The sequence below is a fragment of the Pedobacter gandavensis genome (assembly GCF_014172405.1).
GTDB classification, from domain to species: domain Bacteria; phylum Bacteroidota; class Bacteroidia; order Sphingobacteriales; family Sphingobacteriaceae; genus Pedobacter; species Pedobacter gandavensis.
Genome location: NZ_WNXC01000002.1, coordinates 394,620 through 420,034, shown reverse-complemented (window position 1 = coordinate 420,034; position 25,415 = coordinate 394,620). Strand labels below are relative to the sequence as shown.

At 38.4% G+C, this 25,415-nt stretch carries 25 protein-coding genes and 1 tRNA gene; 5 read left to right on the top strand and 21 right to left on the bottom strand.

What is annotated here, in order from left to right:
* Positions 1–12 precede the first annotated feature (12 nt).
* The 4 genes from GM920_RS09755 (at position 13) to GM920_RS09740 (ending at position 2,911) form a co-directional block, all read left to right on the top strand.
* On the top strand, positions 13–663 hold the full coding sequence (locus tag GM920_RS09755; RefSeq protein WP_182956367.1) for a LolA family protein: 651 nt from the start codon (positions 13–15) through the stop codon (positions 661–663).
* A gap of 38 nt (positions 664–701) precedes the next feature.
* The gene (locus GM920_RS09750) at positions 702–1,466 is read left to right on the top strand and encodes an MBL fold metallo-hydrolase (RefSeq protein WP_182956364.1); all 765 of its coding nucleotides are present in this window, start codon (positions 702–704) and stop codon (positions 1,464–1,466) included.
* A 21-nt stretch (positions 1,467–1,487) separates the two neighbouring features.
* A tRNA-Leu gene (locus tag GM920_RS09745) sits at positions 1,488–1,571 on the top strand.
* Positions 1,572–1,720: 149 nt separating this feature from the next.
* Positions 1,721–2,911, top strand: coding sequence for a site-specific integrase (locus GM920_RS09740; protein WP_182956361.1), 1,191 nt, complete (start codon positions 1,721–1,723; stop codon positions 2,909–2,911).
* On the opposite strand, the gene GM920_RS09735 is transcribed toward GM920_RS09740, so the two are convergent.
* The 18 genes from GM920_RS09735 to GM920_RS09650 form a co-directional block, all read right to left on the bottom strand.
* The gene (locus GM920_RS09735; protein ID WP_182956359.1) at positions 2,908–3,399 is read right to left on the bottom strand and encodes a hypothetical protein; all 492 of its coding nucleotides are present in this window, start codon (positions 3,397–3,399) and stop codon (positions 2,908–2,910) included. The genes GM920_RS09740 and GM920_RS09735 overlap by 4 nt on opposite strands.
* 20 nt (positions 3,400–3,419) lie before the next feature.
* Positions 3,420–3,866, bottom strand: a complete 447-nt coding sequence (locus GM920_RS09730) for a hypothetical protein (protein WP_182956356.1) — start codon at positions 3,864–3,866, stop codon at positions 3,420–3,422.
* Between the two features lie 140 nt (positions 3,867–4,006).
* On the bottom strand, positions 4,007–4,429 hold the full coding sequence (locus GM920_RS09725) for a hypothetical protein (protein ID WP_182956354.1): 423 nt from the start codon (positions 4,427–4,429) through the stop codon (positions 4,007–4,009).
* A 2-nt stretch (positions 4,430–4,431) separates the two neighbouring features.
* Positions 4,432–8,316, bottom strand: coding sequence for a phage tail tape measure protein (locus GM920_RS09720; protein WP_182956351.1), 3,885 nt, complete (start codon positions 8,314–8,316; stop codon positions 4,432–4,434).
* Between the two features lie 62 nt (positions 8,317–8,378).
* On the bottom strand, positions 8,379–10,250 hold the full coding sequence (locus GM920_RS09715; RefSeq protein ID WP_182956348.1) for a hypothetical protein: 1,872 nt from the start codon (positions 10,248–10,250) through the stop codon (positions 8,379–8,381).
* A gap of 11 nt (positions 10,251–10,261) precedes the next feature.
* Positions 10,262–10,681: a hypothetical protein gene (locus tag GM920_RS09710; RefSeq protein WP_182956345.1), complete on the bottom strand. Its 420-nt coding sequence runs from the start codon at positions 10,679–10,681 to the stop codon at positions 10,262–10,264.
* A 2-nt stretch (positions 10,682–10,683) separates the two neighbouring features.
* Positions 10,684–11,085 (bottom strand): hypothetical protein, encoded by a 402-nt coding sequence (locus tag GM920_RS09705; protein ID WP_182956343.1) that lies wholly within the window; start codon positions 11,083–11,085, stop codon positions 10,684–10,686.
* On the bottom strand, positions 11,075–12,379 hold the full coding sequence (locus GM920_RS09700) for a hypothetical protein (protein WP_182956340.1): 1,305 nt from the start codon (positions 12,377–12,379) through the stop codon (positions 11,075–11,077). The genes GM920_RS09705 and GM920_RS09700 overlap by 11 nt, the downstream gene beginning before the upstream one ends.
* Positions 12,379–15,735 carry a hypothetical protein gene (locus tag GM920_RS09695; protein ID WP_182956337.1) on the bottom strand — a complete coding sequence of 1,119 codons (3,357 nt, stop codon included), beginning with the start codon at positions 15,733–15,735 and terminating at the stop codon, positions 12,379–12,381. The genes GM920_RS09700 and GM920_RS09695 overlap by 1 nt, the downstream gene beginning before the upstream one ends.
* A gap of 64 nt (positions 15,736–15,799) precedes the next feature.
* Positions 15,800–16,291, bottom strand: coding sequence for a hypothetical protein (locus tag GM920_RS09690; RefSeq protein ID WP_182956335.1), 492 nt, complete (start codon positions 16,289–16,291; stop codon positions 15,800–15,802).
* A 3-nt stretch (positions 16,292–16,294) separates the two neighbouring features.
* Positions 16,295–17,140 (bottom strand): hypothetical protein, encoded by an 846-nt coding sequence (locus tag GM920_RS09685; protein ID WP_182956333.1) that lies wholly within the window; start codon positions 17,138–17,140, stop codon positions 16,295–16,297.
* Complete coding sequence (locus GM920_RS09680) at positions 17,137–17,643, bottom strand: hypothetical protein (protein WP_182956330.1); 507 nt, start codon at positions 17,641–17,643, stop codon at positions 17,137–17,139. The genes GM920_RS09685 and GM920_RS09680 overlap by 4 nt, the downstream gene beginning before the upstream one ends.
* A complete protein-coding gene (locus GM920_RS09675; RefSeq protein WP_202986076.1) occupies positions 17,640–18,176 on the bottom strand; it encodes a CHAP domain-containing protein in 537 nt (178 codons plus the stop codon). The genes GM920_RS09680 and GM920_RS09675 overlap by 4 nt, the downstream gene beginning before the upstream one ends.
* Positions 18,086–18,439, bottom strand: a complete 354-nt coding sequence (locus tag GM920_RS09670) for a hypothetical protein (protein ID WP_182956328.1) — start codon at positions 18,437–18,439, stop codon at positions 18,086–18,088. Before GM920_RS09670 ends, GM920_RS09675 begins: the two co-directional genes overlap by 91 nt.
* A gap of 472 nt (positions 18,440–18,911) precedes the next feature.
* Positions 18,912–19,277 (bottom strand): hypothetical protein, encoded by a 366-nt coding sequence (locus GM920_RS09665; RefSeq protein ID WP_182956325.1) that lies wholly within the window; start codon positions 19,275–19,277, stop codon positions 18,912–18,914.
* Between the two features lie 5 nt (positions 19,278–19,282).
* Positions 19,283–20,275, bottom strand: a complete 993-nt coding sequence (locus GM920_RS09660) for a DUF6712 family protein (protein WP_182956322.1) — start codon at positions 20,273–20,275, stop codon at positions 19,283–19,285.
* Positions 20,275–21,627 carry a hypothetical protein gene (locus GM920_RS09655; RefSeq protein ID WP_182956320.1) on the bottom strand — a complete coding sequence of 451 codons (1,353 nt, stop codon included), beginning with the start codon at positions 21,625–21,627 and terminating at the stop codon, positions 20,275–20,277. Before GM920_RS09655 ends, GM920_RS09660 begins: the two co-directional genes overlap by 1 nt.
* A gap of 7 nt (positions 21,628–21,634) precedes the next feature.
* Positions 21,635–21,886: a hypothetical protein gene (locus GM920_RS09650; protein WP_235964490.1), complete on the bottom strand. Its 252-nt coding sequence runs from the start codon at positions 21,884–21,886 to the stop codon at positions 21,635–21,637.
* Positions 21,887–22,009: 123 nt separating this feature from the next.
* On the opposite strand from GM920_RS09650, the gene GM920_RS09645 reads away from it, so the two are divergent.
* On the top strand, positions 22,010–22,333 hold the full coding sequence (locus GM920_RS09645; RefSeq protein ID WP_182956314.1) for a hypothetical protein: 324 nt from the start codon (positions 22,010–22,012) through the stop codon (positions 22,331–22,333).
* Between the two features lie 289 nt (positions 22,334–22,622).
* Here GM920_RS09645 and GM920_RS09640 read toward each other — a convergent pair whose 3' ends face one another.
* The 3 genes from GM920_RS09640 to GM920_RS09630 are packed head-to-tail and all read right to left on the bottom strand — an operon-like array spanning position 22,623 to position 25,391.
* On the bottom strand, positions 22,623–24,074 hold the full coding sequence (locus GM920_RS09640; protein ID WP_182956312.1) for a hypothetical protein: 1,452 nt from the start codon (positions 24,072–24,074) through the stop codon (positions 22,623–22,625).
* Between the two features lie 40 nt (positions 24,075–24,114).
* Entirely contained in the window at positions 24,115–24,702 is a 588-nt protein-coding gene (locus GM920_RS09635; protein WP_182956309.1) for a hypothetical protein, read from the bottom strand.
* A complete protein-coding gene (locus tag GM920_RS09630; protein WP_182956306.1) occupies positions 24,699–25,391 on the bottom strand; it encodes a hypothetical protein in 693 nt (230 codons plus the stop codon). Before GM920_RS09630 ends, GM920_RS09635 begins: the two co-directional genes overlap by 4 nt.
* Positions 25,392–25,415: the final 24 nt, after the last annotated feature.

The window sequence follows — 25,415 nt, the reverse complement described above, 5'->3', positions numbered from 1 at the left end:
AAATAGAAATAGATGAAAAAGATAATATGCTCCTTACTGGTATTGACAGGTTTTGGATTTTCCGGTTATGCACAGCAAGATGCAAAGGCGAAAGCAATATTAGCAGAGGTAAGTAAGAAATATCGTTCTTTCGATGTGGTAAAGGCTGACTTTACCTTTACTTTAGACAATCCACAAGCGAAACTTAAAGAGACTCAACAAGGAACTTTAATCGTTAAAGCGAAAACAAACAAGTACCGCGTTGCCATGACGAATCAGGAATTGATTAGTGATGGTAAAACACAATGGACTTACCTCAAAGAAGATAAAGAGGTTCAAGTGACAGATGCTGATCATAGTGGTGATGCGCTGAATCCAGCTCAAATATTCACCATTTATGAAAAAGGCTTTAAATATGGCTATACCGGCGAAAGTAAGGTTGGGGGAAAAGTGTATCAAATGATTGATCTGGCTCCGATAGACGTTACGAAATCGTACTTTAAGATTCGTCTGGGAATAGATAAGACAGCAAAACAGATCGGTACCGTCGTTATTTTCGATAAAGGTGGAAATAAATACAGCTATACCCTGACAAAGACGGTGTCCAACCTAAAAGTTCCAGAGAGCACTTTTTCTTTTGATCCGAAGAAGTATCCAGGTGTAGAGGTTGTAGACTTAAGGTAATTTGTTATTTTTGAAGATATGGTCTCAATTCATCAATTTTGAAAGTTACATTTTTAGGAACAGGTACCTCCCAGGGTATTCCAGTAATTACTTGCAATTGCGCAGTCTGTCAATCATCTGACCATAAAAACAAGCGCCTAAGAGTTTCCGTATTGGTCGAAATGGGGGATAAGACGATCGTAATAGATAGCGGTCCCGATTTCCGGTACCAGATGTTACGTGCAAATGTGAAAGATCTGGATGCAATTCTCTATACACATGAACATAAAGATCATGTGGCTGGTTTAGATGACATCAGGCCCTTTAACTATCTTTTGAAGAAGAACATTGACATCTATGCAACAACGCGTGTTCAAGACGCTTTAAAAAGAGAGTTTTCCTATATTTTCGCAGAAACGCATTATCCGGGTTTACCGCAGATAGATCTGCACACGATTACTGATGAACCTTTCGAAATCGGAAAAACTACGGTTATTCCGTTAAAGATTATGCATTATAAATTGCCAATTTTGGGCTTTAGGATTCATGATTTTACTTACATTACAGATGCGAAGACGATTTCTGAAGAAACTATAGCAAAGGTGAAAGGAACTAAAATTCTGGTGATTAATGCTTTGCAGCATGAAGAACATATTTCCCATTTTACACTGAAAGAGGCCATTGATTTTGCTCAAAAGATTGGTGCAGAAATGACATATTTGACGCATATCAGCCATAATTTGGGCTTACATGAGGAGGTGGAAAAAGAATTACCAAAAAATATTAAATTAGCCTATGATGGCTTAAGTATATTCTCCGAATAAATATATATTTGCAAGAGAAATATCCAGGTGGCGAAATTGGTAGACGCACCACCTTGAGGGGGTGGCGCTTGCAAAGGCGTGGCAGTTCGAATCTGCTTCTGGATACATATCGGAAATAAGCATGCTAACTGTATTAGCGTAAAAGTGCCTTTCCGTGCAATTAGTAGGGTTTTTATCAGTTCGGACCCCGGATTGAAATGTGATTTTTTGCATTTCTACTCCGACATTATTCCGTCATGATAAAAACCCAAGCTATGTTTAGCTTTAGCAGTAAACTCTGGTACGATAAGCGCCGAGTAAATTCAGAAACAGGAGAAGTAAGTCTTTGCCTCCAGATAGTAATTGATAGTAAGCATAAAGCCATCCCATTAAAATTAAGGTGGCCAGCGGAACTTGTGGATTTGGTGAATGGGAAGTTACTGCCCAGGATAAAAAAAGATCCTGAAGTTTTAGATTATAATCTCATCATAGAGTCCGAAAGGGCAAAGCACACAGAAATCCATCGCATCTACAGAATAAAGCAGGAGCATCTGACACTGGAAAGGTTTGCCCATGAAATTCGCGTGTTTAATGCAAGAGAATGTTTTTCAGTTTACTTAGATACTGAACGCAAAAAGAGGTATGCAAGGAAGGAAATCGGACTGCATACCTGTCGAAATGAACATCCAGTAGTTATGAGAATACTAAAATTTGATAAACTATGCCTTTTTAGACAGATGGATGCCAGATGGATGAAGAGATTGAAATCATATCTTCTTGGAGAGGATTACAGTATGGGTACCGTATGGACTACTCTTAAAGTAATTAAAACTTATCTCCGACTAGCGAGTAAAGAACCTATGTATTACGTGAATCCAGAAGCAATGGATTACCCTAATCCAATGCCATTCTTCAAAACAACATTTTTAAATAAAGACGAAGTCCGGAATTTAATGAAATTGCAAAGAAGCGGGAAGCTGAATGATATAGAATTACGTGTTTTAAAGGCATTTTTATTTACCTGTTTTACCTCTTTACGAATATCGGATCTCTATGTGGCCAATGCATGTTGGAGAATTGATACTGATTATTTGCAGTTTATTCCATTTAAGAATAGAAAAGCACAAAGAGAATTACGGATCCCATTAATGGAAATGGCTAAATCATTTATATCCGATATTTCAGGAGTGTTTTTTAGTTTACCAACTTCTGTTGAGTACAATAGAACCCTAAAAGATATAGCACATAAAGCTGAGATTAAAAAACGCTTAACAAGTCACGTTGGGAGACATACATTTGGCTATTTATATATGACAAATGTTGGTAATTTAAAAGCTCTCCAAGAGATCATGGGGCATAAATACATTTATACAACAGAAAGGTATGCTCACCTGGATGATGCTTATAAATTGGAATCCCTCTCAAAAATTCAAGAGGGATTTAAAGATCTTGTGAATGATTTTTAATTATTTTTTAGTCTTTTGATTTCTTCCTGCAATAATTTGTTTTTCTCCTCCAGTTCCGAAATCTTTAGAAGCTCTGGTTCGCAATTTATTCCTGAGAGGTCGCCCATAAAGGTTTCACCATTACCCAGTTGCAAACTGTCACTTGAATTTACAAACTTTAAAAACCCTTTAATTTTGCATTCAGTTATAATTAATGCTATTGAAAAAGAAATAATTAAGACAATTGGTAAGTAAAATATTGTATTATTTGATAGGTGATCTTCAAATAGATTTATTTTGAACAAGGCAAATGCATAACCTAAAACTATTTCTGTAATACCTACATACATTGCCCATTTTTCTAATAGAATTTCATAGGCATCTTTTCTCAAGATTGGCTTTATTTTTATTAAAGATTTTGTCTGATTTCCAAAGTCAAATTTATTTTTTCTCAAAAATGAAATGAAGGAAAGTAAGGATCCACTGAACTGAAGGAGTATAGCTAACATTAATATAGTTATAAGAGTAATTATTTTTTAATTGCCATTCCAGTAATGGAGTAACCACCATTCCAATGGGTTATCTTAAGATTAATGATGCCATTTGCTCCAGATTTTTCAGACTGAAAATGGATTTCTTTTAATCCTCTATTTATGTCAAGTGGAATAAATTTAGAGCCAATTTTCAAAGTATTGAAATCTTCTGTCGATTTACCTCCGATAACATCATCCGAGTATACTTTTTGTTTCGTAGTATTCGACAATACTTCATAGCCAGCTTGCTGTTTAACATATACAGATCCAATAGGCTGATAATCGAAGTTTACTGAGTTAGATTCAGTTATAAAGAAGCCTTTTTTTGCAAAAGTGCTGTAATCTGTAATTCCAGAACTGAACTCTTCTGGAGTTCTGATAATTGGACTGCAGCTGCTCATAAGAAGTGCAGCTGCAGCAATGAGTACGTGTAATTTTTTCATTTTTTTTAGTTTATTGGACCAAAATAGAGAAAATTAATACATCAATCTGAAATTGTTACGCTTTTTGATTCTCCTTTGTGACGTCAATTAATAAGTAAAGCATTAAGAATTTTTTCATTTTTTTTAGCAAAAAAGCCAATCTATTTGATTTGTATAGATTTAATTGCTTGATCTGCTTTAAAACCTGCGACAACATCGGCAAGCTTTGGAAGCTGTTTATCAAGTACTGGATTCATAAATTCTTTTTTAACCCTAGACTGAGTATCCATTTTACCAAAGCTATTAGGGTTTGTCTTAACCCTTGCTCCATTATGGAACCAGGTAGAGCCTTTAGCCCCACCATGTCCTTTACTGGCTCCTTTGTGAATCCAAACTAGATATCTACTAAATCCAAAGATGAGTTGTTCTATTTCACCAAAATTTTTACGTGTTCTCAGCTTTAAACTCTTCTTTCCATCTCCAGACTTTCCACTAACTAATGAGTCATAGGAAGATTTAATTTCCTGAATGGTTTGGCCACCCCAGTTTTTAACTCCTGTGTTTAATTGTTCAATATTTTCCATGATTATGCCGATGCATTATTTCTTGCTTCCAAAATTTTATTCTGCTTTTCTTCGAATATCCTGTAGTTCCAAGCATCTTTTGCTAAATAAATAAATTGATCCATTTTATTTTCTAATGGTTTAGTATCAAAAGTTATTGATGGAGCAGGTTGCGCAGCCGGTGGTTTACTTATAGTTGAAGTAACAGTCTGGTTACTGTATCCACCCTGTTCGAATCGACGGACACCACGCATATCCTCAACTGTAGATACGAAATCTGCAATTACCGGATCTTTTAATTGTTCAGAGCTGATGATATATTCTGTTTTATATCCTTCTCCAGCAATAAATGGTCGGCCGCTACTGCTGTTACTAAATAGCGTAGGTCGACGAACAAATCCAGAAGGTGAGGATTTGTCTTCAGTGTCATAATCACCAGCAGAGTAACCACCATGCTCAAACTGAGGCATTTTTTGAGTTGCGATCAATGCGACCTCGGCAGCAGTACCAGCAACAATTGCAGGAATTGCAAAAGGAGAAAGAATCCCAGTTTGCGCTAATACTTTTGTGACTGCTAACGCACCATTGATCAGGGCCTGAGCTATCGAAGCTCGTTGATCATTCTTCCATGCTTTTTCCTTCTCCTTTTTTACTTTTTCATCATATTTTCTATTTATAGCCTCTTTTTGAGATTCAGTCAAGTTCTTATTGCTTAACTCAGTTTCTCGTTCTTTATCCAGTCGACTAATCGCAGCATCTGTTTCTGCATGCCTAGAATTTGCTAACATAGAAAAAACCGTATCAGAAGCTTTTTGAGCCATTTCGATGGCAAATTCATTTTGTTCTTTTATATGAGCCTCCTCTAGGGTTTTTCTTTCTGATCGATATCTTGCATTTATTTCTTCAACGGCCAATCCAGTTTCTTCCGCTTTTTCAACCTCGATTTGATGTTTAAAGTCCAGTAATGCAATTTGGGCATCGATTGATTTTTTACCATCTCCTTCACTATTTGCATTTACAACATCAGCTTCAAGTCCTGAAAGTCTTTTGTTACCTGCTGCAGTAGATTTTATCTCATTTTCCTTTTTAGTCTGACTTTTAAGATATTGTTCCCGAAGTTTTCCGCTCTTATCCAGGATATCAAGTTCACGGGCAACGGCCTCTTCTAAAATTAAAGCCTCATCATTTTTACCAGATTTTTTAAGAGCATCAATTGACGCTTTCTGTTTAGTGACCCTTTCTCTTACTTCGGTGTCTTCTTTATCAAGTTGAGCGATTTTCAGCCTGCTGGCTTCTTCCAATTCAGCTAATTGTCGATCGGTATCTCTTGATATTGCAGCGGTACTTAATTGGCTAATTTCGTTCTGTATACCAGTAAGAGTAGCAAGATCTTCTTTGCGGAATTTCTCATTCAGCTGTTGTAATTTTGAGATTCTCTCCTTTTCTATCTGAGCTACAGCCTGTGCGTTTGTGTGATGCTTTTTCTGTAATTGTCTAAAATGCTCATCGGTTTCAGATAGCTCTTTGGCATAACTATCCATAATTGCCTGGGCTGTTCTTTCTAAAGAGGAAATCCGCTCCAATTCAGCATCATCAAATAATTTCTCCGCTTTTTTTAAGGATTTATCCTTTTTAGGAGCTTTAGTTGATCCATTTAATTGCTCCAGCTGCTTTTCGAGCTCCCTGCGTTTTTTTATATTAGAAGTAATGCCTTTGGTATCGGTCGCATCTAATTTTTGATAAGCATTTTCTAAAATGCTTATCTGGTTTTTAAGCTCTTCAATTCTTTTACCTATTGAATTATCAGGTTTTTTATCTGTATTGGTTTCAGCAAGTCCAGTTTTGATACTGGAGTTCATTTTTTCCTTAATTAGTTTCCTCTGATTCTCCAGTCCTTCGATTTCTTCATTAAGGGATTTTCGAAATTTGTCACCAGAAAAATCAAGTTTATAAAAGTTCTTCATACCATCCATGAAGCCAGGCCCTTCCTCAATTCTCTGATTTAGTTCAATTTTTTTCTGATCGATTTCGGTCAATTTCTTTAATGAGGCCTCTTCAAGAGCACGTCTTTCCAGGGCATTTATGTATTTACCAATTGCTTCTGTTGCCTTACCAGCAAGAATTTCCTCATCAGAGTAATGCTGAAGATATCCAGGCATGATGGCTCTGAGCTCCTTAACTTTTGAAATTCTATCGGATTTTGCAATGTTCTCGTTTTTGATCACATCAATGAGAGAGTCAATTTTGTTTTTTTCTTCAGCAATACTGCTAGAGGCTTCAACCTGAATATCATTTAGGGTCTTTTGAGCTTTTTCGGCTTCTGTCAATCTACTTGAATAAAGGTAAAGCGCTGCGCCCAGGGCGACTACTCCTGCAATTACCAAAGCATAAGGGTTTGATCCCATAACGGCATTAAGTAACAGCCATTCTTGCTTAGCTTTCCTAAGATTTCCGGTTAAAACAGCCTTAGCCATGCTTAGTGCCGTAGTAGAAACAATGCTTAATTTCTCTAAGGTTTCGGCGGCAATTAACGTTTTTATATACTCTGCCTTGGCCTTTGTTGCTATTAGGACAGAGAGCGCATAAGTGCCCCAGGCAATACCAGCAATCATAAGTACTTTTATAAAGGACCCAATTGCATCAATATTGTTGAAGATAAGTTTGGTTACTGAAGTAATTGCTGAGAGGACCGAAGAGTCTGTCCATACGTTGGCCAGCTTCTTTCCCATTTTATCCAGTGTGGCAGCGAGATTGTCATTCTTTACATTGAATTCATTAGTTAGTGATGTTCCCTGTAAAAATTCCCAGTTTGCTAATGCTTGGCGTTTTTTCAAAAGATCGAGATTGTTTGATAAAGCACCTAATGCAGTAACGGCCCTGGCACCATCTTCACCAACCATACCCATATTGTCGGCTAAGTCCTGAATACCACCACCGGTAGACTTCACGTTCTCCAGCACAGCAATCATTGCGGCATTGGCATCTTTACCAAGTAGATCCTCGAAGGCAGACTTCGACATTTTAGCTATCTGGGCGAATTTCCCCGTATCCTTGCCAAGTCCTACAATAAATTGACCGATAGCAGTAGTGGAAGCTTCAACAGGTTGCGATAATTCATCCATTACGGCCCCTAATCCCAAAATATTTTCGACACTTATTTTTGCAGCTGGAGCTATACCAGCCATGCGGCTTGCAAAACTAACCAGGTATCCTTCATTAGCAGTACCAGCGGCCCCAAGTTCATTGATCGCAGAACCTACTTTTAGCAAGGATTGCTCTAGACCATATTCATCTTTGATTTTGAATATATCTGTTAGCTTACCCAAGGAGTTCACCGCTTCCTCTGCTCCTCCGAGATCTTCTCCTAAAGCAACACTGATCTGATCTGCTGCCTTAACAAATGCCAACACATCAGATTCTGCGCTAATACCTAATTTACCCGCTACTGTTGCCAGCCCTAAGAGATCTTCCTGGGCAGTTCTGGTATCAATTTTTTTTAAATCATCATTTAAGTGGATTACACTAGCCTGGGTAAGGCCAGTTGTTTTTTGAACATTCGAAAGACTGTCAGAAAGCTCAGCATTTTGCGCTATAACATCCCGAATTCCAGAAACTAAAGCATCAATACTAAAACCGGCTAATAAGAGGTTTTTTGCATCATCAATGCTATCCTTTAAACTACTAAATGATTCATTGACTCCATTTACCTCTTGTCTAATCCCACTCAGAATAGCATTGACCTGCCTCAATTCTTCCGCCTTCTTTCTGAAAGCCTCTGTTCCTGGGGTTAGTTGACCAAGTTCATTCTTTAGTTTATTAGCGCCACGGCCGAGCTCTTTAAATGTCAGCTCAGCCTCAGAGCCATTGATGTAGATCGATACCCTTCTTACTTCGTCTTTTGTAGCCATTATTGATGAGATTTTATAACTAATCTCACTGCAATTGGTTCTCTAAAAAACGACAATTGGTGTTAGAACACTATCCAAATAGGTTTATCGCCTTCCTCTGGCCATGGTACTCCAGCTATTCGATCAAAAGTATAATACCCAGATTTTTCAGTAAACGTCCCTTTTCTGCCCCATCGCAAGTAATATCTTGGTTTTACATCTGTATAAAGTCTAAACTCAGATCGATATTCAATGTCAATCCTATTACCAGCAGTGGCGAATGTGGTGCCAATTGACCCACCAGCTCCAGCCTCATCAGTAGGATATTTAATTGTCGTGTATCCGAAAACTCCAGTGCTACCTACCTCTGGGATCCTTTCTATTTTCAAAGATTGGAAATCATAAACTTCTGGATCCCAAAATGCTTTAAATTTAACCAAGAACATCTCCTGGACAAGCTGTTCAGGGATTACGGCCTCGATATCTACTTTGGTTTCATAGGAAGTAGTTACAATTCTGGCATCGATCTTTACTTTTTGTACAAATTCAGTAATTCCTGGAGTCAAATTGTAGCTGATTTTCTCAGGGATTACAAGGAAATGAATGCCCTGTTCAGATATGCATCGAAGTTTTATAGACGGCTTCATCTTGGCCAGAATCGATGGAGGGATGTTGGCGATAATTGTAACGGGTTTACTATCATTTAAAAACTGGTACCACTCAGCATCTGATAAATCTAGATTCAGAGGGGTGGCTTCAGGAAACACCTTACCTCCAGAGAGATTTTTCATTCCTTTATACCGCAATAATGTAAGTGGCCAATTATTATCAAAATAGGTTTGCTTTACCAGTTCCTTATTCATTGGATAGGTATAAAGTGTATCCTTTTTCATCCTTAAAGTGCCCACAGACATCTCAATTACATTTTCTTTTGACCCTACATTAAGAATATAAGGAGCTTGAAAAACCTTTTTATCTGAAGTTCCGGTATTCCATGAGTCGTCATTTTCATTAAGTTTTAAAGTGATTTTATAACCTTTTTTCTCCGGCACGGAGATTTCCTGGATACTTTCAATGTAATCACTAATGTCTATAAATTCTGGATCAGATAAAATGGATTGAGCTGTTTCAATCGTAACGGTATTTGTAAAACTATCAATATCAAAGGAGATCCTTTTGCGTTCAATAATTTGTTTAAGAAACTCATTAATCATCAAATCAGGAAGATGAGACGTACTCGAAAGTATGCCATTCCATCTTGGAAATACGCCTAGAAGCGTAAAAAGGTATATCTCCTGTTCAATAGGATCAGTGAAATAATTTCCTTCTACATTAAATTGCAGATACTCTATGATTTTTGAAATCACATATGACAACCGCCAGTATGGTACATTAACAGTCGTTCCAGAGAACTTCTGAAGATTATGATCCCATGCGTTCACGAATGGACTATTAGCTGCAACAACACTAGCACTATCAACCCAATTGTCATTCCATACAGGGAAAAACACATAAGGATAGTTATTCGGGTTCTTAGCTGTATCTAACATGAGGGGTAGAATTGTGCCAGAGCTTGTCCCAGGGAAATATGAGTCCTCGGTATAAATATCCCGTACGTTGGTTGTTTTCAGTTTATTGGCAATTGAGCCGAAATTCACTCGCAATTCAAATGAGATTTCGTTATTTGTTATGCGGTAAACCATGATTCCTGAGAAAAATGTTGAGCCTGATACTACAATTTTAACAGGTAAACTATAGGCATCATTTGATATTTCTACCAGGTGACCATTACCAATAAAAACTTTGTTGCTCTCAGTTAGGCCAGTTTTATCTGGATATATTGTATCCTGAAGTAATTTATCTGAGCTATTAAATAGGGAATTGTACCTCTCTACGCTTAGAGATGTACGGTCAGATAATTCAAGTATTTGGCCACGTTCATTAATAATCTCCATATTAAAAAGGATTAGACTTTCTCTTCAATGACCAAATATTTCTGCAGTAATGATCTTTCATGATAATTGAAAGCCAACCCATCAACAGAGTTGTTAAATTCTGATAATGTGAACTTTTGAATTTCTGTCAGAGCCAGGCTGCTTAGTCCTATGCTGAACTCTTCATTTATTTGCCTAAATAAAGGATGATTCGGATTAACATCTTCTTCTTTTGGAAGGTTATTCTGTTCATAAACTGAAATGATATGCGCTTGTTCTTCATCAAAAGTGGACTGGAATTTTTTCATAAGTCCGTCTATTCTTAACATATCGGCATAAGTAGGGGTCTTAAAGCCAGGTAATAAATTTGTTAGCACTTTAATTAGTCCAAACTGCAGCAAATTTTTTTCTTGTTTTTTTGTTTCTGAGTGACTCTTTTTAGTTCCGGACATAATTATGCTTGTGTTAAAGGATTATCTAATAAGTATTGTGCTTTCATTGCCGTAGTTAGGGCTGTTTGAAGCGATGTGTTGAATGTTTTCCAGATAGCGAGCTTCGCTATGGATTTAACTTTTTCCGGACCTTCAGCCATTTTTGAGATTAAAACCTCCAGTTCTTCCCCTCGGATCGCCATCTGCTTCAGCGGTCCGGAGACTAAGGTGCCATCACGCAATACCGACTCTTGATTCCCATCAACAGTAAAGCTCACTGTCGTCATGTTACCTTTAGCACGGGTATCCATGTTAATTACACCTTGAAAGTTTAAGGTGATTTCCGTTGCCTTCAAGACAGCTCCTTGAGCATCTGAGACTAATACTACTTCATAATTTTCCATATTTTTTTCTTTATGCAACATCCCAATTTAATGACTGAATAGATGCTGTTACGCCTGTGAATTCGTTAGGCTTCCCTATTGTGTGGTCAATTGTGCCGGATGCTTGTGTCGATCCTGCAGACAAAAACCAAGAGCCTAATGTGATCGCATGCCCATCATCAATTTTAAAGTTAACCCCAACATCGCCTGAATCGCCGCCATTGTCTAAGTTTCGTCTAACCGTGAATGATACTGATGCAATTCTTCCATTTCCACTTACATCAACTCTATCAACCTGAATTGAGAACCTTGAGATATCACGCGGTGGAACAATAACCACTGGTTGGCATAGGAATCTTTGCCCTTGAAGTCCGTTTTGCACCTCTACAACGTAATTATCCCATCCACCAAAAAACCACCCATTTGCTCGAACTGATAGGTTGGTGTCTGAGTAAAAAACTGTTGAATAATCATTGATATCCTGAGAACACCATACATATTGACCATTAGGCTCTCTGTATATAATACGTGGTGGATCTGGCAGGCCAGGTAATAATCTTACTCGTTCAATTTCAGTGAACAACGCTTTGCTTATCTCTGTTGACGTTTCACACCCACCTTGAGGACGTAGTTTTAATGAAAGAACGCTAACTGGTGCTGATAATGGGAAGTTCACTGTTTTAAGCTGCTCCTTGTAAAAAAGCTCATCACCCATGATGAATTTAAGATCATAGCTCATATTATCCAGAGCAGCGACATCTAAAGCCGGGCTTAGCTGTACTTTATATGCCCTTGCTCTGGTAATGTCCAATGCGGGAGAATAAGCTTCCAATGAGTCCCCAAAATCATAATTAGGTATAAAATTAGCCAGGTCCATGGTTATTGATGTGACCCTCGAGCCTCCTGCCCAAAATTCTATTTCGAAGCTGGTCACTGTACCATACCAAGGTTGTAATAGCGCCACGGTAAATTCGATATAGTTAACCGCGCTACCTTCTCTGGATACAAACTGAGGCAATCCAAATGTATTTAACCCGGCGTCATTTAGTATGGCGTATTTGGTAGACTCATCTTTTGCAAGCATCCCCTTGGATAACCTCGGTTTTGAATGCATAAACCAGTTTGCAGAGGCGTATTCGATCAGGCCTAAGAAAGCTTTGTCACCTTGTTCATTATCTATGACCAAAAGCGCGTCCAAAAAGAACCTTTGTTTAATATAATTCCCATGCTCAGCGAGAAATAAAGCCGGATAACAGTCCAGTTTTATTTCTCCCTCAATGTGCATCGGAAATGTGGCTGTACCACCAAATAAATATGCTGTGCTAGGTGCTGCCATTATTGATTTCGTTGAATGTAAATTTGCCAAAGAACCCCATTCGGTTGGCCTCCTGAATCTTTTTCCGGGATAAAAAGTTTGTTTGTTGCTTTAATGACAGGAGCGGTGACAGATCCGTCGAAATAGGCAGAACCATCACTCAATACTATTGACGCTTTGACATTCCCAGCTAACCTAAAAACTATCTGGTGAGCATTGCCATATTTTGTAGCATAAGAATACCCAATTCCATACATTGCGGTTACCTCATTCCAAGAATCGCCAATAGTCCAAATTATTTTATCAGTTGTTCCATTTGCATCGTAATCACCAGCTATTCCTTTATGGGTATAAGATTTAAATCCATCGGTAGAACGTGATTGACCGTTAACCTGGATTCCATTACCATCAATAGCTAACCTTTCAATGTTTTGATAAGTAAATTGAGTCCAGCCCGGCCTTCTATTTATTCCGAATCCGTCTTCTAGCTGATAGCCTTGCCCGTAATCACCAGAAATCAATATATTTCTAGTAAAAAGGCCACTTCCATTCACCGCAATATTGTAGCCCTGATCTGTTGAAAATCCGACCATCAAATTACCTCCATTAGGATTTATTGATATAGATTGCCATGCCACCCCATCATGAATCGATGAGATAAATCCAATATTGGATAATGGATTGTGACCTAATAGAATGCCTTTATCTAAAGCTCTTGAATCGGACACTCTTAAGCCGTAGGTGCTCTCATTTCCTTCATTAAATACACCGCCGTTAAATATACCTCTACCATTAACAGCCAAGGTATATCCTTTATCTGTTGTGTATCCTATACTTACAGTTCCGCCTGCTGGCTGTATTAACAACGGAACGCCAACGCTCCAATCAAAATCGTAAGAACCTACTGTCCCATATCCTCCACTCTGTTCTATATATACCGCTTTTCCTGAAATATTACCAGTAGGCCTTGAATTACCACCAAAAAAGGCTGTATTTGAAATCCCGGAACCTCTATTCATCACACTCTGCCAAGTTTCACCACCTGGTGGTGATCCGATAAAGCTTCTTAATGCAAAAGCATCAACATACCATGACTTTCCCCCCGGGTATGCTCCCAATAAATAATTAGGAGTGAGATTCGTGCTTCCTCCGCTAAACTCTTGACCTCCCCACATAGTCGCTGAATAGGCATTTCCTAAAATATTAATGTTCCAGTTGCCATTTACATTGCTTCCGTCGCGTTTAGCATAGGAACTTAAATCCACATCTACGTTGATCGTCTTATTCGTCCACCTTCCGGTTAATGCATCATAAGAAAGTACCTGGTTGTTTTGCTCAGATCCAGATCTTAAGGTATTGGTTAAATCCCATAGTGAGGAAACTACAGGAGGAGCAATAGCGCCACCACCACTTCCCTGCTCATCAACATAAATTTTCCATTTGCGAGTTCCGGTAGCTGGAATGAAAAGCTTATTTGTAGCCGTTATTTCGTTAAAATCTACTAAGTTTTGCGTGCTCAATCGCTGATTTTCCAAAGGCTGGTATAAACCGGCATGATTACCCCAACTAAATGAATTATCCCAATTTGATTTGTTGTATCCCTCAATTGCTGGGAATCCTGCATATAGATTCTTAATCTCCAACTTTGTATAATAATTTGAGAAATCACCACCTCCGCCACCAGAGCCGCCTGCATTCCACCTATCAATATCTGATTGGGTAATCGATTTCACCCAACGAGGTACAGTAGGGTCTTTTTCTGTTAGTCCATCGGCTGGGTTTCCAATTACTGGATCTGAGTTAAAAAAAAAATCCCCGGCACTTACTCCGGAATCTTCATTGTCACCTTCTGTGAAGTTATGATCTTCGAACTGGTAGGAGTAATCAAAGAGTTGGCTATATAGATTCTCACCATCTTTATTTTCCGAAATAGTTTTACTCTCTATTTTTATGGGCAGCATAAGCCCACCAGTGTAGCGATACTTAAAAGGGGAGAGGAAGAAATCTCTATTTAATAGCATTTCCCTTTTTGACATCCACCCGGTCGCCACCTTAAAGGAGCTTTTCAGCTTTAGATCAAATGAGATAGAATTTCCGTGCTTAATATCATACCCAAAAGGCAGTGTTTTTGTAGCATCCTTTTGAAATAGCTCAAATTCACTATTCCCTTTTCCGTAGCATAGATGAGAATCTAATGAACCAAAGCTTGACCAGGATAGAAAGTACCTGGCAAATTCCCGATATTCAAAGTTCATGAAATAGGTCCTGATTTCAGATCTTTTTTCTCCAGCAGCAGTCTCCAGCCAAACCTCATATTTTATGACTCTTTGACCTGCAAATTCGTTAGGAGTAGTGATGTCATCGAAACGTAGATTGAAAGCATATTTTCTCAATGTTTCCAAATCAAAAGTTCCCAATGACTTTAATACTTCTGTGCCATCTTTTAAATGAAATTTGGCCCTGATAACTGCACCGGGAGCTGATGCTCTAGTGTTAAAAAAATAAAGGTACTGTGGTTGATTCGTCCTGGTGTATACCGTTACATTTCCCTGTTTTAAAAAGCGATCGGTATCAGCGGCACCAGGCGCAATTAAGCTTAACATAGTGCTATTGAATTGCGCTACATAAGATAAGCCCCCATGCAACACGGTAAACTCTGGTGATTTTTGAATTTTCTTGACTTCTTCTACATCACCAAAACTCTCAGCAAATTCAAAATAATACTTTCGGCATGACGCTTTACACAACAATGGGTGATCCTGTGGGATATCTGAAAAATCAGATCTAAGATCCATCATGATCTCATTATGTAATTTATCACCTATGCTGATCTCAGTTTGCCCATTTCCACCGAGAATAGGAAGCTTTGTTGTATAGAATAGGTTAAAACCGGTGTTATCCTTATTTTCTATATAAAGCCTGAAAAAGACTGCATACTTCGGTCTTAAAATCTGTACTGTGCCTGGTGTCCGATTAATTAATGAGAAGTATGCAGAAGTATTGCCAGTAAAATTATATCCAAGTTTTTTAGTTCGAGCTGTAAAACGAATCTTGTTTGAAGCTGGAGCAGTAATTTCAAAATCTCTACTTAAAGAATAATTAGATTTAAAATAAGGTAACAAGGCCTGGGAAGAACTTGTACCCGACAAGAACTCTTTGCCGGTATCATCAGGATTAGGACTTGCCATCATGCTGATATCAACACCAGAGTATCTTATTCTCAACGAAGTTCCAGGAATCATTGGTTGTAAAACATCCAGTTCATTTACTGAAAAATCACCCAACTGCTGAATGTAATTTGTGCAAGTGAATTTTGCAAAGATTTGATCAGCACTGAATGCTATTGCAGCTGGAGATGTAGTAAGGGATACAGACATAAGTTATAATTTCCTATGCAACCAATATCCGTAAGAATTCTAATCATAAAAACGACATCCGATGCTAGAGTTGCCAGCGGTTTGGATCCACATAATGATTAAAGGAATCTACTACATTAAACATACATATATAACCATAATGTTCGTTTACAACTGGTCCAATTGGGCTCATCGTTATTGATCCTGAAACAAGGCTTGTTAATTTTGTAGTTCGATCGGCAATCATTACGGTGCAAAAATCATCAGCAATAACCTCACACTGACTTTGAGCCTCAATTATTGAATCATTATCATTAATGTCACAACGCTTCAAAATAAAAAAGCACATGCTTTTATCCCAGTTGTAGTTTTCTCCTGAAGGTGGTGTTTGCGCTTTATCGTATGGCATTAAAAGCATTACCAGATCCATCGGAGCACTTCGGATATAATCATTAGCCTTATCCTCAGTATTCAAGCAATAAAATGTTATTTTCTGATCATCAGTAGGATCATGCCTAAGTTCGACGTGTTTTTTTGCATAATCCTCAAAATAGTCTTTTAGCTGCAGTAGTGTCATAGCTTAAATTTTGTATTTAGACTTTAAATCCTTCATGGTCTTTTTACTTCTTTCTATACTGGCCAGAACGGTATGAAGGAATTCATCTTCCAGTTTATCAGGGCCCCCAAACTTCGGATCACCTCGCAGATCATCATAGATGTCAAACCAGGAGAAGGAATGATCATCCACTGGAGTGCTTTGAGAGGTTTGTTTTGGTGGCGGAAAGAACTCCTGATATAATCCGATTATTTTGTGCTTTGAACTGGCAAAAAACAAATATATACCATGAAGCAAAGCTGGATCAAGTGTTGACATAAGCTTCTTTCGAATAGGCAGCAACTGATCATTAAATTTTTCCCTGATATCACCCCTGTAGGTTGGAGAGGTTATTAGGTAATCTGACCCAACACCTACTGGCCGGTAAATACAAGCGGCTAACATTTCGAGATCATTTATGTTAGCGGATCTGGAGTAATTAATAAAATGTGTATCTGCCACACACCATTCTGCAAATCTTAGGTTTTCCATTTCGGCCTCCGGACCATGAAATTCTAAACCTGCAACCCTAATTATACCCAACGGGTTTTTACTGAGATCCAATTTATTAAACACCCAATCAACAAGAGGTAATAGATCGTAAAGCTCTTCTCCAGTTAAAGATTTAATGGTTTCATAATGAGGAAGCGTTAGTAAAATAAAAGCCCTCACCGTTTTATCAAAAATACTCATTTGCTCTGCAGTCTTTAAATAAAGACTGCATAACTGTGGGTAGACTTCAGAAGGCACTTCATCCCAACATTCAGGCAACTGCAGTTCAGTAACATTTAATTTTTTATTTATCTCTATTTCAATCCGGATATTCTTCATGGTTTAGTATTGAATTCTTTAATAATAAAACGTATGGCAATAATCACACATATAGTAACCAATAGCCAAGTTACCCATGAAAAACTACTTTTTGACTCAGTATCCTTATGATCAGATTTATTTAAACTATCAGTCTCAAGATAAACACTTTGTTTTGATTGATTTTCCAAATCTGTCTGCTCATCACTCTGTTTAGAGCTTTTTTTATTGTTGGCCGTAAAAGTTGTACGACGGTGAATTGGTTTATTAACTTTTGCTTCTCCAGTATCAGTAGACGTATCATTACTATCTTCAGAATACCATTCATCCCATATCCAAATACCTGATTTCTCTTCAGTTAATGACTTTATTGTCAATTTCTCTTGCATTTTGGATTGACTGGTAGCAGCAGTACTGAACTGTGCATTTACATGAGTCAAATCACTTGTTTTGTTGACATTTCTAGTCTTACATGCAGATAAAGCGACTATTAGAAATGCTAAAGTATAGATGCTTTTTTTCATCGTATGAATCTTGAAACTTTATAAATCTGACCGGTAATACGTCTTTTTCTGTATACTCCATCACCTTCCCGGCTTCCAGCCTGGTTGGTGTTTCCTTCTACAGTGATCACTTCTGATTTTCCCCATTTATGTATAAACCCAACGTGGGCAATTCTTTTTTTGTCAGGGAAATAGATACCGAAAACATCTCCCTGCTCTGGAGTAATATTTTCTTTGTCGGTTTTGCTATAAATCACATTAGCTGAAGGAAACATATCTGGTGACCAGGCTGATTTTGGATTTTTAATAGAAGCCTGATTTAAAGTCCAGCAGGTAAAGGCAGCACACCAGGCATAACCCTTACCTAAACCAACATACTTCAAATAGGCTTCAACACTTTTTCCGTCATTTTTTCCTGTCAGTTCTCGGACACCAATTTGTGATTCATAAATTTCAGTAACCTTTAACCTGCTGTCATGAATACTCTGCTGAGCAATACAAGGAACAGAAAAACTAAAAAGTAAACCGATAAGGAGATAGAAACTTTTTGCCATTTTGATAAATCTTTAAAATCGTGATTGAATGATGTTTTGAAGTATTGACCTATTGCTGGCCAAATGTTTTTTACTACTGTCCAGGTGATGGCCATATACACACAGAATTGAATGACGGCAAGGTTAATGACCTGGAAAACTCCAGCATCATAAGTGGCTGCTACCGGATCCAGGTAGTGAAGGATAAATGGTGATACAAAAAAAAGGAGGACTGCTACGATCAGAGCAGTGTACTCTTTAAGTGTTTTAAAGGCTTTATTCATGATTTTAAAGGGTTCTTAATTTTGAAATTTGTGATTCTAATTCTGCAATTTGTTTCCTGTATTTTATGTCCTGCTCTTTTAAGCATTTAAAATAGATTAGAGCGTCTATTACGTATCCATAAGCACTCATTACGAGGAATAAATAGAAAGCTGGTGCTTGCATCACAGCGTACATTATGTACATGATAAAAATGAAAGCCATGGTAATGAGCATAACACTCATATGATCTCTTAAGATTTTTTTGGTTTTATTCATGATTTTAAAATTTGTAATTCCAATTCTGATATTTGGGTCCTGTATTTTATGTCCCATGTCTTTAAACTTATAGAATAGATTAAAGCAGTCATTATCTGTGTAGACATCCAACTGAAGAAATAAATAGAGTCACCTGAAGCAAAGTATAAAGAGTACGACAGGTATAAAAAAACAACAATTAGGCAGGTAATTATGATATTGTAGATGTTGATTCTTTTAAATGCTTTGTTCATGATCTTGTCTGATTTTTAATTGTGAAACTTCTGATTCTAATTCGGCTATTCGCTTTTGGGACTTTGTTTCCATTTTTTCAAAACTTTTCAGTTTTTCCCTAAGCTCATTTTCTGTTTTTCTTTGCTCTGCAATAATGTCGAGGTATTTAAGGCCCTGCTGCTCCTGTAGTGTTAACCTTTCCTCCAGGCGTGATATTTCTTTTCTTAGACTATCAATTACATCTTGATATGTTTCTGAAATAATTTTTCCAGTCTCTGCTTCTGATTTTTTACGGTTAAGGAATGCCGTTAGCCATGCAGTTCCTCCCGCGGTACTTAATAATGCTATTACAAGTTCGATTGTAGTCATAGGTTTTATACGCTGTAGATTCCGTTATCCTTTTTGTTTTTAATGGTAAAAAGTAAGCTTTCAACTTTCGGAGGTTCATAATCAGGATAGTCGGATTTATTTTCCTCTAGGAAAACTCCAAGTTGACTCAAGTAGAGGTTCCCATCAGCCAGCAGCTGATCAGCCATTTTTTGTTGATTCTTTAATTCCGCTGCTTGTCGTAGCTCATTATTTCCAGAACTTCCTCGCATAGAGATCGTCACCCCATATTCAGAAATATCCAATGCTCTTTCCCATACCCCTTTTGCAATGGTGATCAGTGCGACACCAGGACAAATGAAATCATCCAGAAGAATCCTATTCTGAGGAGTAATGGTTCCAGATTTTACTTGGGACTTGATTGTGTCGAAAAGCTTCTTACTAATTATATCTTTAACCTGGAAATCCTCAATCCTCTTCATGATGTACCTAACTGCCAGAAATGATAAGCGGGATTGCTGAATGTTATAGAGACTTGAGAACTCTGCAGCAGACTGGATAAAGTATTTTTTGAAATCCAAGTAAGCGCTACTGGCAACCCAGTCCGGATACAACTCTTTATGCTCCTCCAGGTAAATAAAAATATCTTCTAAGGCATCATAACCAGATCTTAAATAAGATTCTTTAGCATTTACCTCCTGATATTGGTATGCTGTTTTTTGATTGTCATTTTCTAATCTGCTGATACCGGATTCAGAAATAGAGATGCTTACCCTGGGGATTAGTAGGCTCATTCCGATATTGGCAGCTGCAGCTTGGCATAGCTCTGCTAATTCCTTCAGTTCATCCGACATATCAGACACTTTCAGTCCAGCATCCTGGTAAGCTTTAATTAACCTGAGAAATAGTTCCGGACCTAAGCAATCTTTTAAATGCCGGCGGCCAGCTGATTTTAAAGAAGGTCCAACAGTCTCAATTTTGAGGCTTTTAGAGACCTCCACATACTTTTTTAGCTCGTCAATGGTGGTGATAATTGTCATTAGCTTAATGTTTTTGCGGTGCCTTTACCCTGATCAAGAGTCGTCAATACCTGGTCAACAGTACGTAATTCTACATCGGAGGGATATCCGTTATATTCTCTGACAAATGGCCACCAGGAATAGATGGTATCTCTTTCTCCCTGGGCGCTTGCAATCATGGTCAGCCATGATTCTCTAATGTCAGACCCACCACTTTTCAATTCTCCTCCTGGATTTCCAAGCCCAAAGATTGCGGGATTAATCCCGATGGCAAACATAATTTCCGCACTGGCAGCAGTTGAAACTGAGTTCCATGCATCATATTTCATTTTGTCTTCTAGTGCATCAATTTGCCAACCAGCTACTTCTTTTCCAGTTTGCGGATCAGTAGCATAATGAGATATAAAGCTTTTCATTGGATTATCAACCCCAGTCAAGAAATCATTGATCTCCTGAAGTTTAGCATTTATAACCTGAGTCCGGTCCTCGGGTTTCATTCTTTCCCAATTATCAAATTGCCCTTTCCAATAAGAAAGAGGGATTCTGATGTGATACTTAATAGTCATCGAATTTTTGATGATTGATTGGATGATCTTAGGGATGCTATTTGAGTTTGCCAGCCAGCCATTCTCTCTGACCGTATTCCAGATGGCAATAGAATAGTAATCGTTTACGATATCATAAGTTCTTACTGGAAATACGTACCGCATCTCATCCTCATAACGGACACGATCAATCTCAAGGTAATAATGAAAGCTGTCCAGGCACTTAAAAACATCCAGCTGATCCTCTGATGGAGTTGGCCAATTCGCTGATCTAAAAACTTCATCAATACGTCTTTTAGATTTATCAAAAGGCGCGTATCTGAATTTACCACCCTTATCATGATCAACCATTGCAATTTTGCTACGGTCTGCATTCAGGTGCAGGATAGGAAAACACTGCCCTAAAAAAACGAAATCGTGAATTAGTCTATTCCGCAACTGGTCAACATTACTTCTTTTTAAGAATTCGTTTATATTAGGATCATCTACAAATTCAACAATTTCTTTGCCTCCATTAGGATCAAACCCTTTCACCCGACACGGGATGAGGCGTTTTCCATAAAGCATATCAACCTTAAGTTTCAGTGCTCTTGAAGCGATTCCATTTTGCTTAATGTCCTTGTATACTTGAATCGGGAAATCATTTCCAGTTCCCCAGTTCACCCACCTGGATGCTCCCTGCTCTTCCTCCTTATTAGGACTAACAGAATCTGCTTTAACTACATTTCCTTTATTTTCTATAGCAGCTGCAGAAAAAACTGTGGCACCTCCTTCGATGTAACCAAGTGCAGGAAATCCATTTGAATCAAATTGTACTTTTAAACTCATATCTGTTTTACCAATAAACTATCAATCCATTAAATTCAAATACCAGGCGCAAATGAAAGCCGGTTTTCCTTCCTGATTCCAGGTTAACTACACCTCTCATTTCATTATCTGCGCAGTGATAAGGAAGGCCACACTTTTGAGCTCTTTCAACTGTGACCAACTGTCCACCGGTACCCCTTGTGATATCACACTTCATGTACACCATACTGAAGGTGTTCTTTGATTCCAGGTATTTGCAGGAATCAAGCTCTTTAATCATTTCGGAGAAGTGAATTGTGCCCATCGTTGATACGAAGATGCGATGGAATAGGTAGGTAAAAAACGACAATCAATGCTGCCAAAATGTTCGCTTTTAGGTATCTTTAAGCTATAAAAAAACATTATGAGCATATTAAAAAAAATGGCCAAAAAGAAGCCACAGATGGATTTAAAGAAGATGGCGGAAGTGATTTCTAATATCAAAAAGTTAATAGACATGAAGCTTTTATCAGTAGATCTTTCAACCCGAAAGTTTTCCATCCAACCTGTCCTTTTTGAAAACAGAGATTCGACTTTTAAAAATAATTGGCTGAAAGCAGTTGCTCTTTATTGGAATGCTGAGACAGGCAACTCAGGCGGGGAAGGGGAGTTTAGTATATGTGATATTAATACTGGATTATCATTTGGGGTTTTTAGCCTGGCTAATGGATTTACAGCTTCTACTTAGAAGATGCGTTGAAGCTACATTCGTTGAAAATTACATGACTTCATCTGCAAATGAGACAGTTAACTCATAAGTGTCAAAAAAAAACAAAAATATTGATTCAATCAGTTGTTTATTAGTCTTTTAGCTGATTTTTGTTTTGAAAAAAGTTTCAAAACGTGTTTCGACAGCCAGCCGTGCCCTGTCGGAAAATGGCAATTGCCATCTCAAAAAAACCGAAATATGAAAGTGTACTAGAAATAGTACACTTTTTTTTGTTGAGTGAAACTTTGGAGAAATTCTTGAATGATGTTTAGATCATCATGGTTGGCATCCAGATGCCTGTCTCTTTGAGTAGGTGAGCATACTTAAAGTAAGCAAGCATATCACATGCATCAGAGAAGTGAGTAGTGAAGCGTTGATCGAGCTTATCATTACGTTCATCAGTCTTAATCTTTTCGATACCGTTGGTGCCTTCCTTAGCTCCGGCATTGCTGATTGATTCCAATAGGTACTTGCAGTTGTGTTTGTTCCAGGAGAAGTGAGGAAGTATAGGATGATCATTACGCATGGCTATTGCCCAGAAGTTGTACTTGTCTACATGATCAGGGGCTTTACCATAATACCTGGGCACAACCTCCCACCCATTTGCAATCAGGGTATCAGTAACAATCTCTGAATAACATTTAGGTGACCGGCCATCTTTACCTTGGGCAGTCTGATCATACCAGTAGTACACGACCTTCTCTGTATGGAACCGGTAGTAGGTGCACCATTCTTCAACCAGATCCTTGGTAAGCTTTGGTGATTCTACACTCATGGCTGATAGGAAGCGACACATGTTCATTGTTTCCTGTCCTGTCACCACACAATTGAACTTACCATAATCAAGAGAAATATCAAGCGGTGCATCCGGATACCAGTCAGCATCCTGTCTGCAGTCCATGTTACTGAACTTATCCTTATCATAACCATCTCCATTATCTAAAAGCCCTGATAGGTAATCATTGTTGTATGCGGTGTAGGTATGCTTGCCTTCAGAGTACAGTGGATAGAAGCCACCTTTAAGCGCACGAGGTCTGATATTCTCAATCTCGATGTTATAGTCATACTTACTTAGTATCCGCTTCTGATTCTCGAACCATTGATCAGGAAGGTTTGCTTTGTTGATATGTGAGCTGGCCCTTAAGAACAGAACTTTCTCCGGGTTCTTCCTGGAATCTTCTTCATAGGTATAAATGAACTTACCTTTCTGAGTCCTTGGAATAGAAGTGCAGTAAGTCTGGCTAAGGTACCGTCGACACTTGCCGAATACGCTAGGCTTTAAACGTAAGGTTGCTACCGCTTCACTCTGGAACTTAGTCGGATCCAGGAGCGCAAACTCATCAGCAACACCTGAAGCTGTATTTGGACCACGACTGGCAACATCCTGGCTAAATAGCAGATACACGGTGCCATTGTAAAAGTAAATGGCTTTATCATAATTAAGAGGTGGCTGATAGGCTTCTGCCCACTTCCATTTGGCCGGAGGCCTTCTGCCAATAAAATAATGAAGACCTAGTATATAGCCCAAAGTGGCCATAGAATCCACAAAGGATCCAAGCGTTAAGGTTAACATTTGCTGAAAGGTAACTCCCTGCATGAAATTAGTTGACCTGGGCATATCATGAACCACATCAGAAACCTCATCTGCCATAACAGTAGTTTTTCCTGCACCACGGCCAGCTTCAATTACTTTAATTTTTTGGGGGGCAACTCGTACCATGATTTGCATCAGGTTCCGTGAGATCTGCCTTGTGGGTCTTTCAATCTTTGGGATCAACATATACAGCATCTTCAGCTAAAGAGTTCATTGCATTTCCCATCAGCGTATCCAGATCGAGTGATCCTTTTCCAGCCAGGGCTTTTATTAGTTTCATGGCTTCTGGATCCAGAAGTATCTCAATGACGTGAGGTTCCAGCAAATCGAAGTTTGGTCCATCTATTTCATCTGCTCCATTGAGTGCTGCCACTTCTTTAGCACCCATGATCATGGTTTTAGGATCATGCTGTTCTTTTGCCATCGCTATTGCATCGCGCATCACTTCAGTCGCATAATGAAGAATTCCTTCCCGTTTGATTTTAGAGGAATAGCCAAATACATCCATGGCATCATATACATACCTACGGGCGGTAGATCTGCTGATTCTTTCCCCGCGCTTTTCAGATAGCTTGATTAGGATATTGATTGCATCAGGAACAGAGTTATAGTTCCTCATCACCGTATAAGCATCAGTATAATAGTCTAAGAGCTGCTTTTGCTTGTAGGAAAGTAGTTCTATATCAGCATCAGGATCCCGGAGATAGGTAATGATGGCCTCCTGATTATTGTCTTTTTGAAGAAGCTTACTCATATCATCCCCTCCAAACGTTTTTTAATCAGATCAAGCTTTACTTCATGTTCTTGTATCCTGAGCATTACCTTGTTTTTTTTAGGACCAGCCGGCATATCGATTACCCTCTTTTTGTCCTTACTCAGGTATGAAGGGATATTCTTCATTTGCCTGGTCAGTTCAGCGATACTCAGATCCTGTACGGAAGCTTTTTCCTGTTCGATGATCTTTTCCTGAATTTTACCCTTTTCATGAAAGTCTTTTATAGCCTTCCAGTTTCCATTAAGATCCTTTCGCTCGAGTAACATCGGGAGTGCATAGGATAATCTTTCCTCATCCGATTTAGCGATCCTAGCCTGATCAAATAGCAATTGTGAATGTCTGTGAAGCTTAGAGCTCTGTCCATATAAATCCTTTATAGGCTCAGGGAATTTATCCCAGGCCTGCTGAGGGACCCCATAGCTTTTTGATGGGGAAGGCATCTGATGGAGTGTAGGAATTTTAAAAGAGGATTGATTTGTTAATTCTTCCAGCATTGGATTTAACTCCTCCAATGCAGCATGCAACCGATCCTGGTGATAACTAGAATCTCCATTATTGAACAATACTTTTAGTAGTTCGCTTTTACCAAATTGATTATACAGTAAGACCCCATATTGGTAATCTCTTCGTACATCATTCAGCCATATTGATATTTTTGCAATTGCCATAAAACGAAAATGAGGTATTGCAAT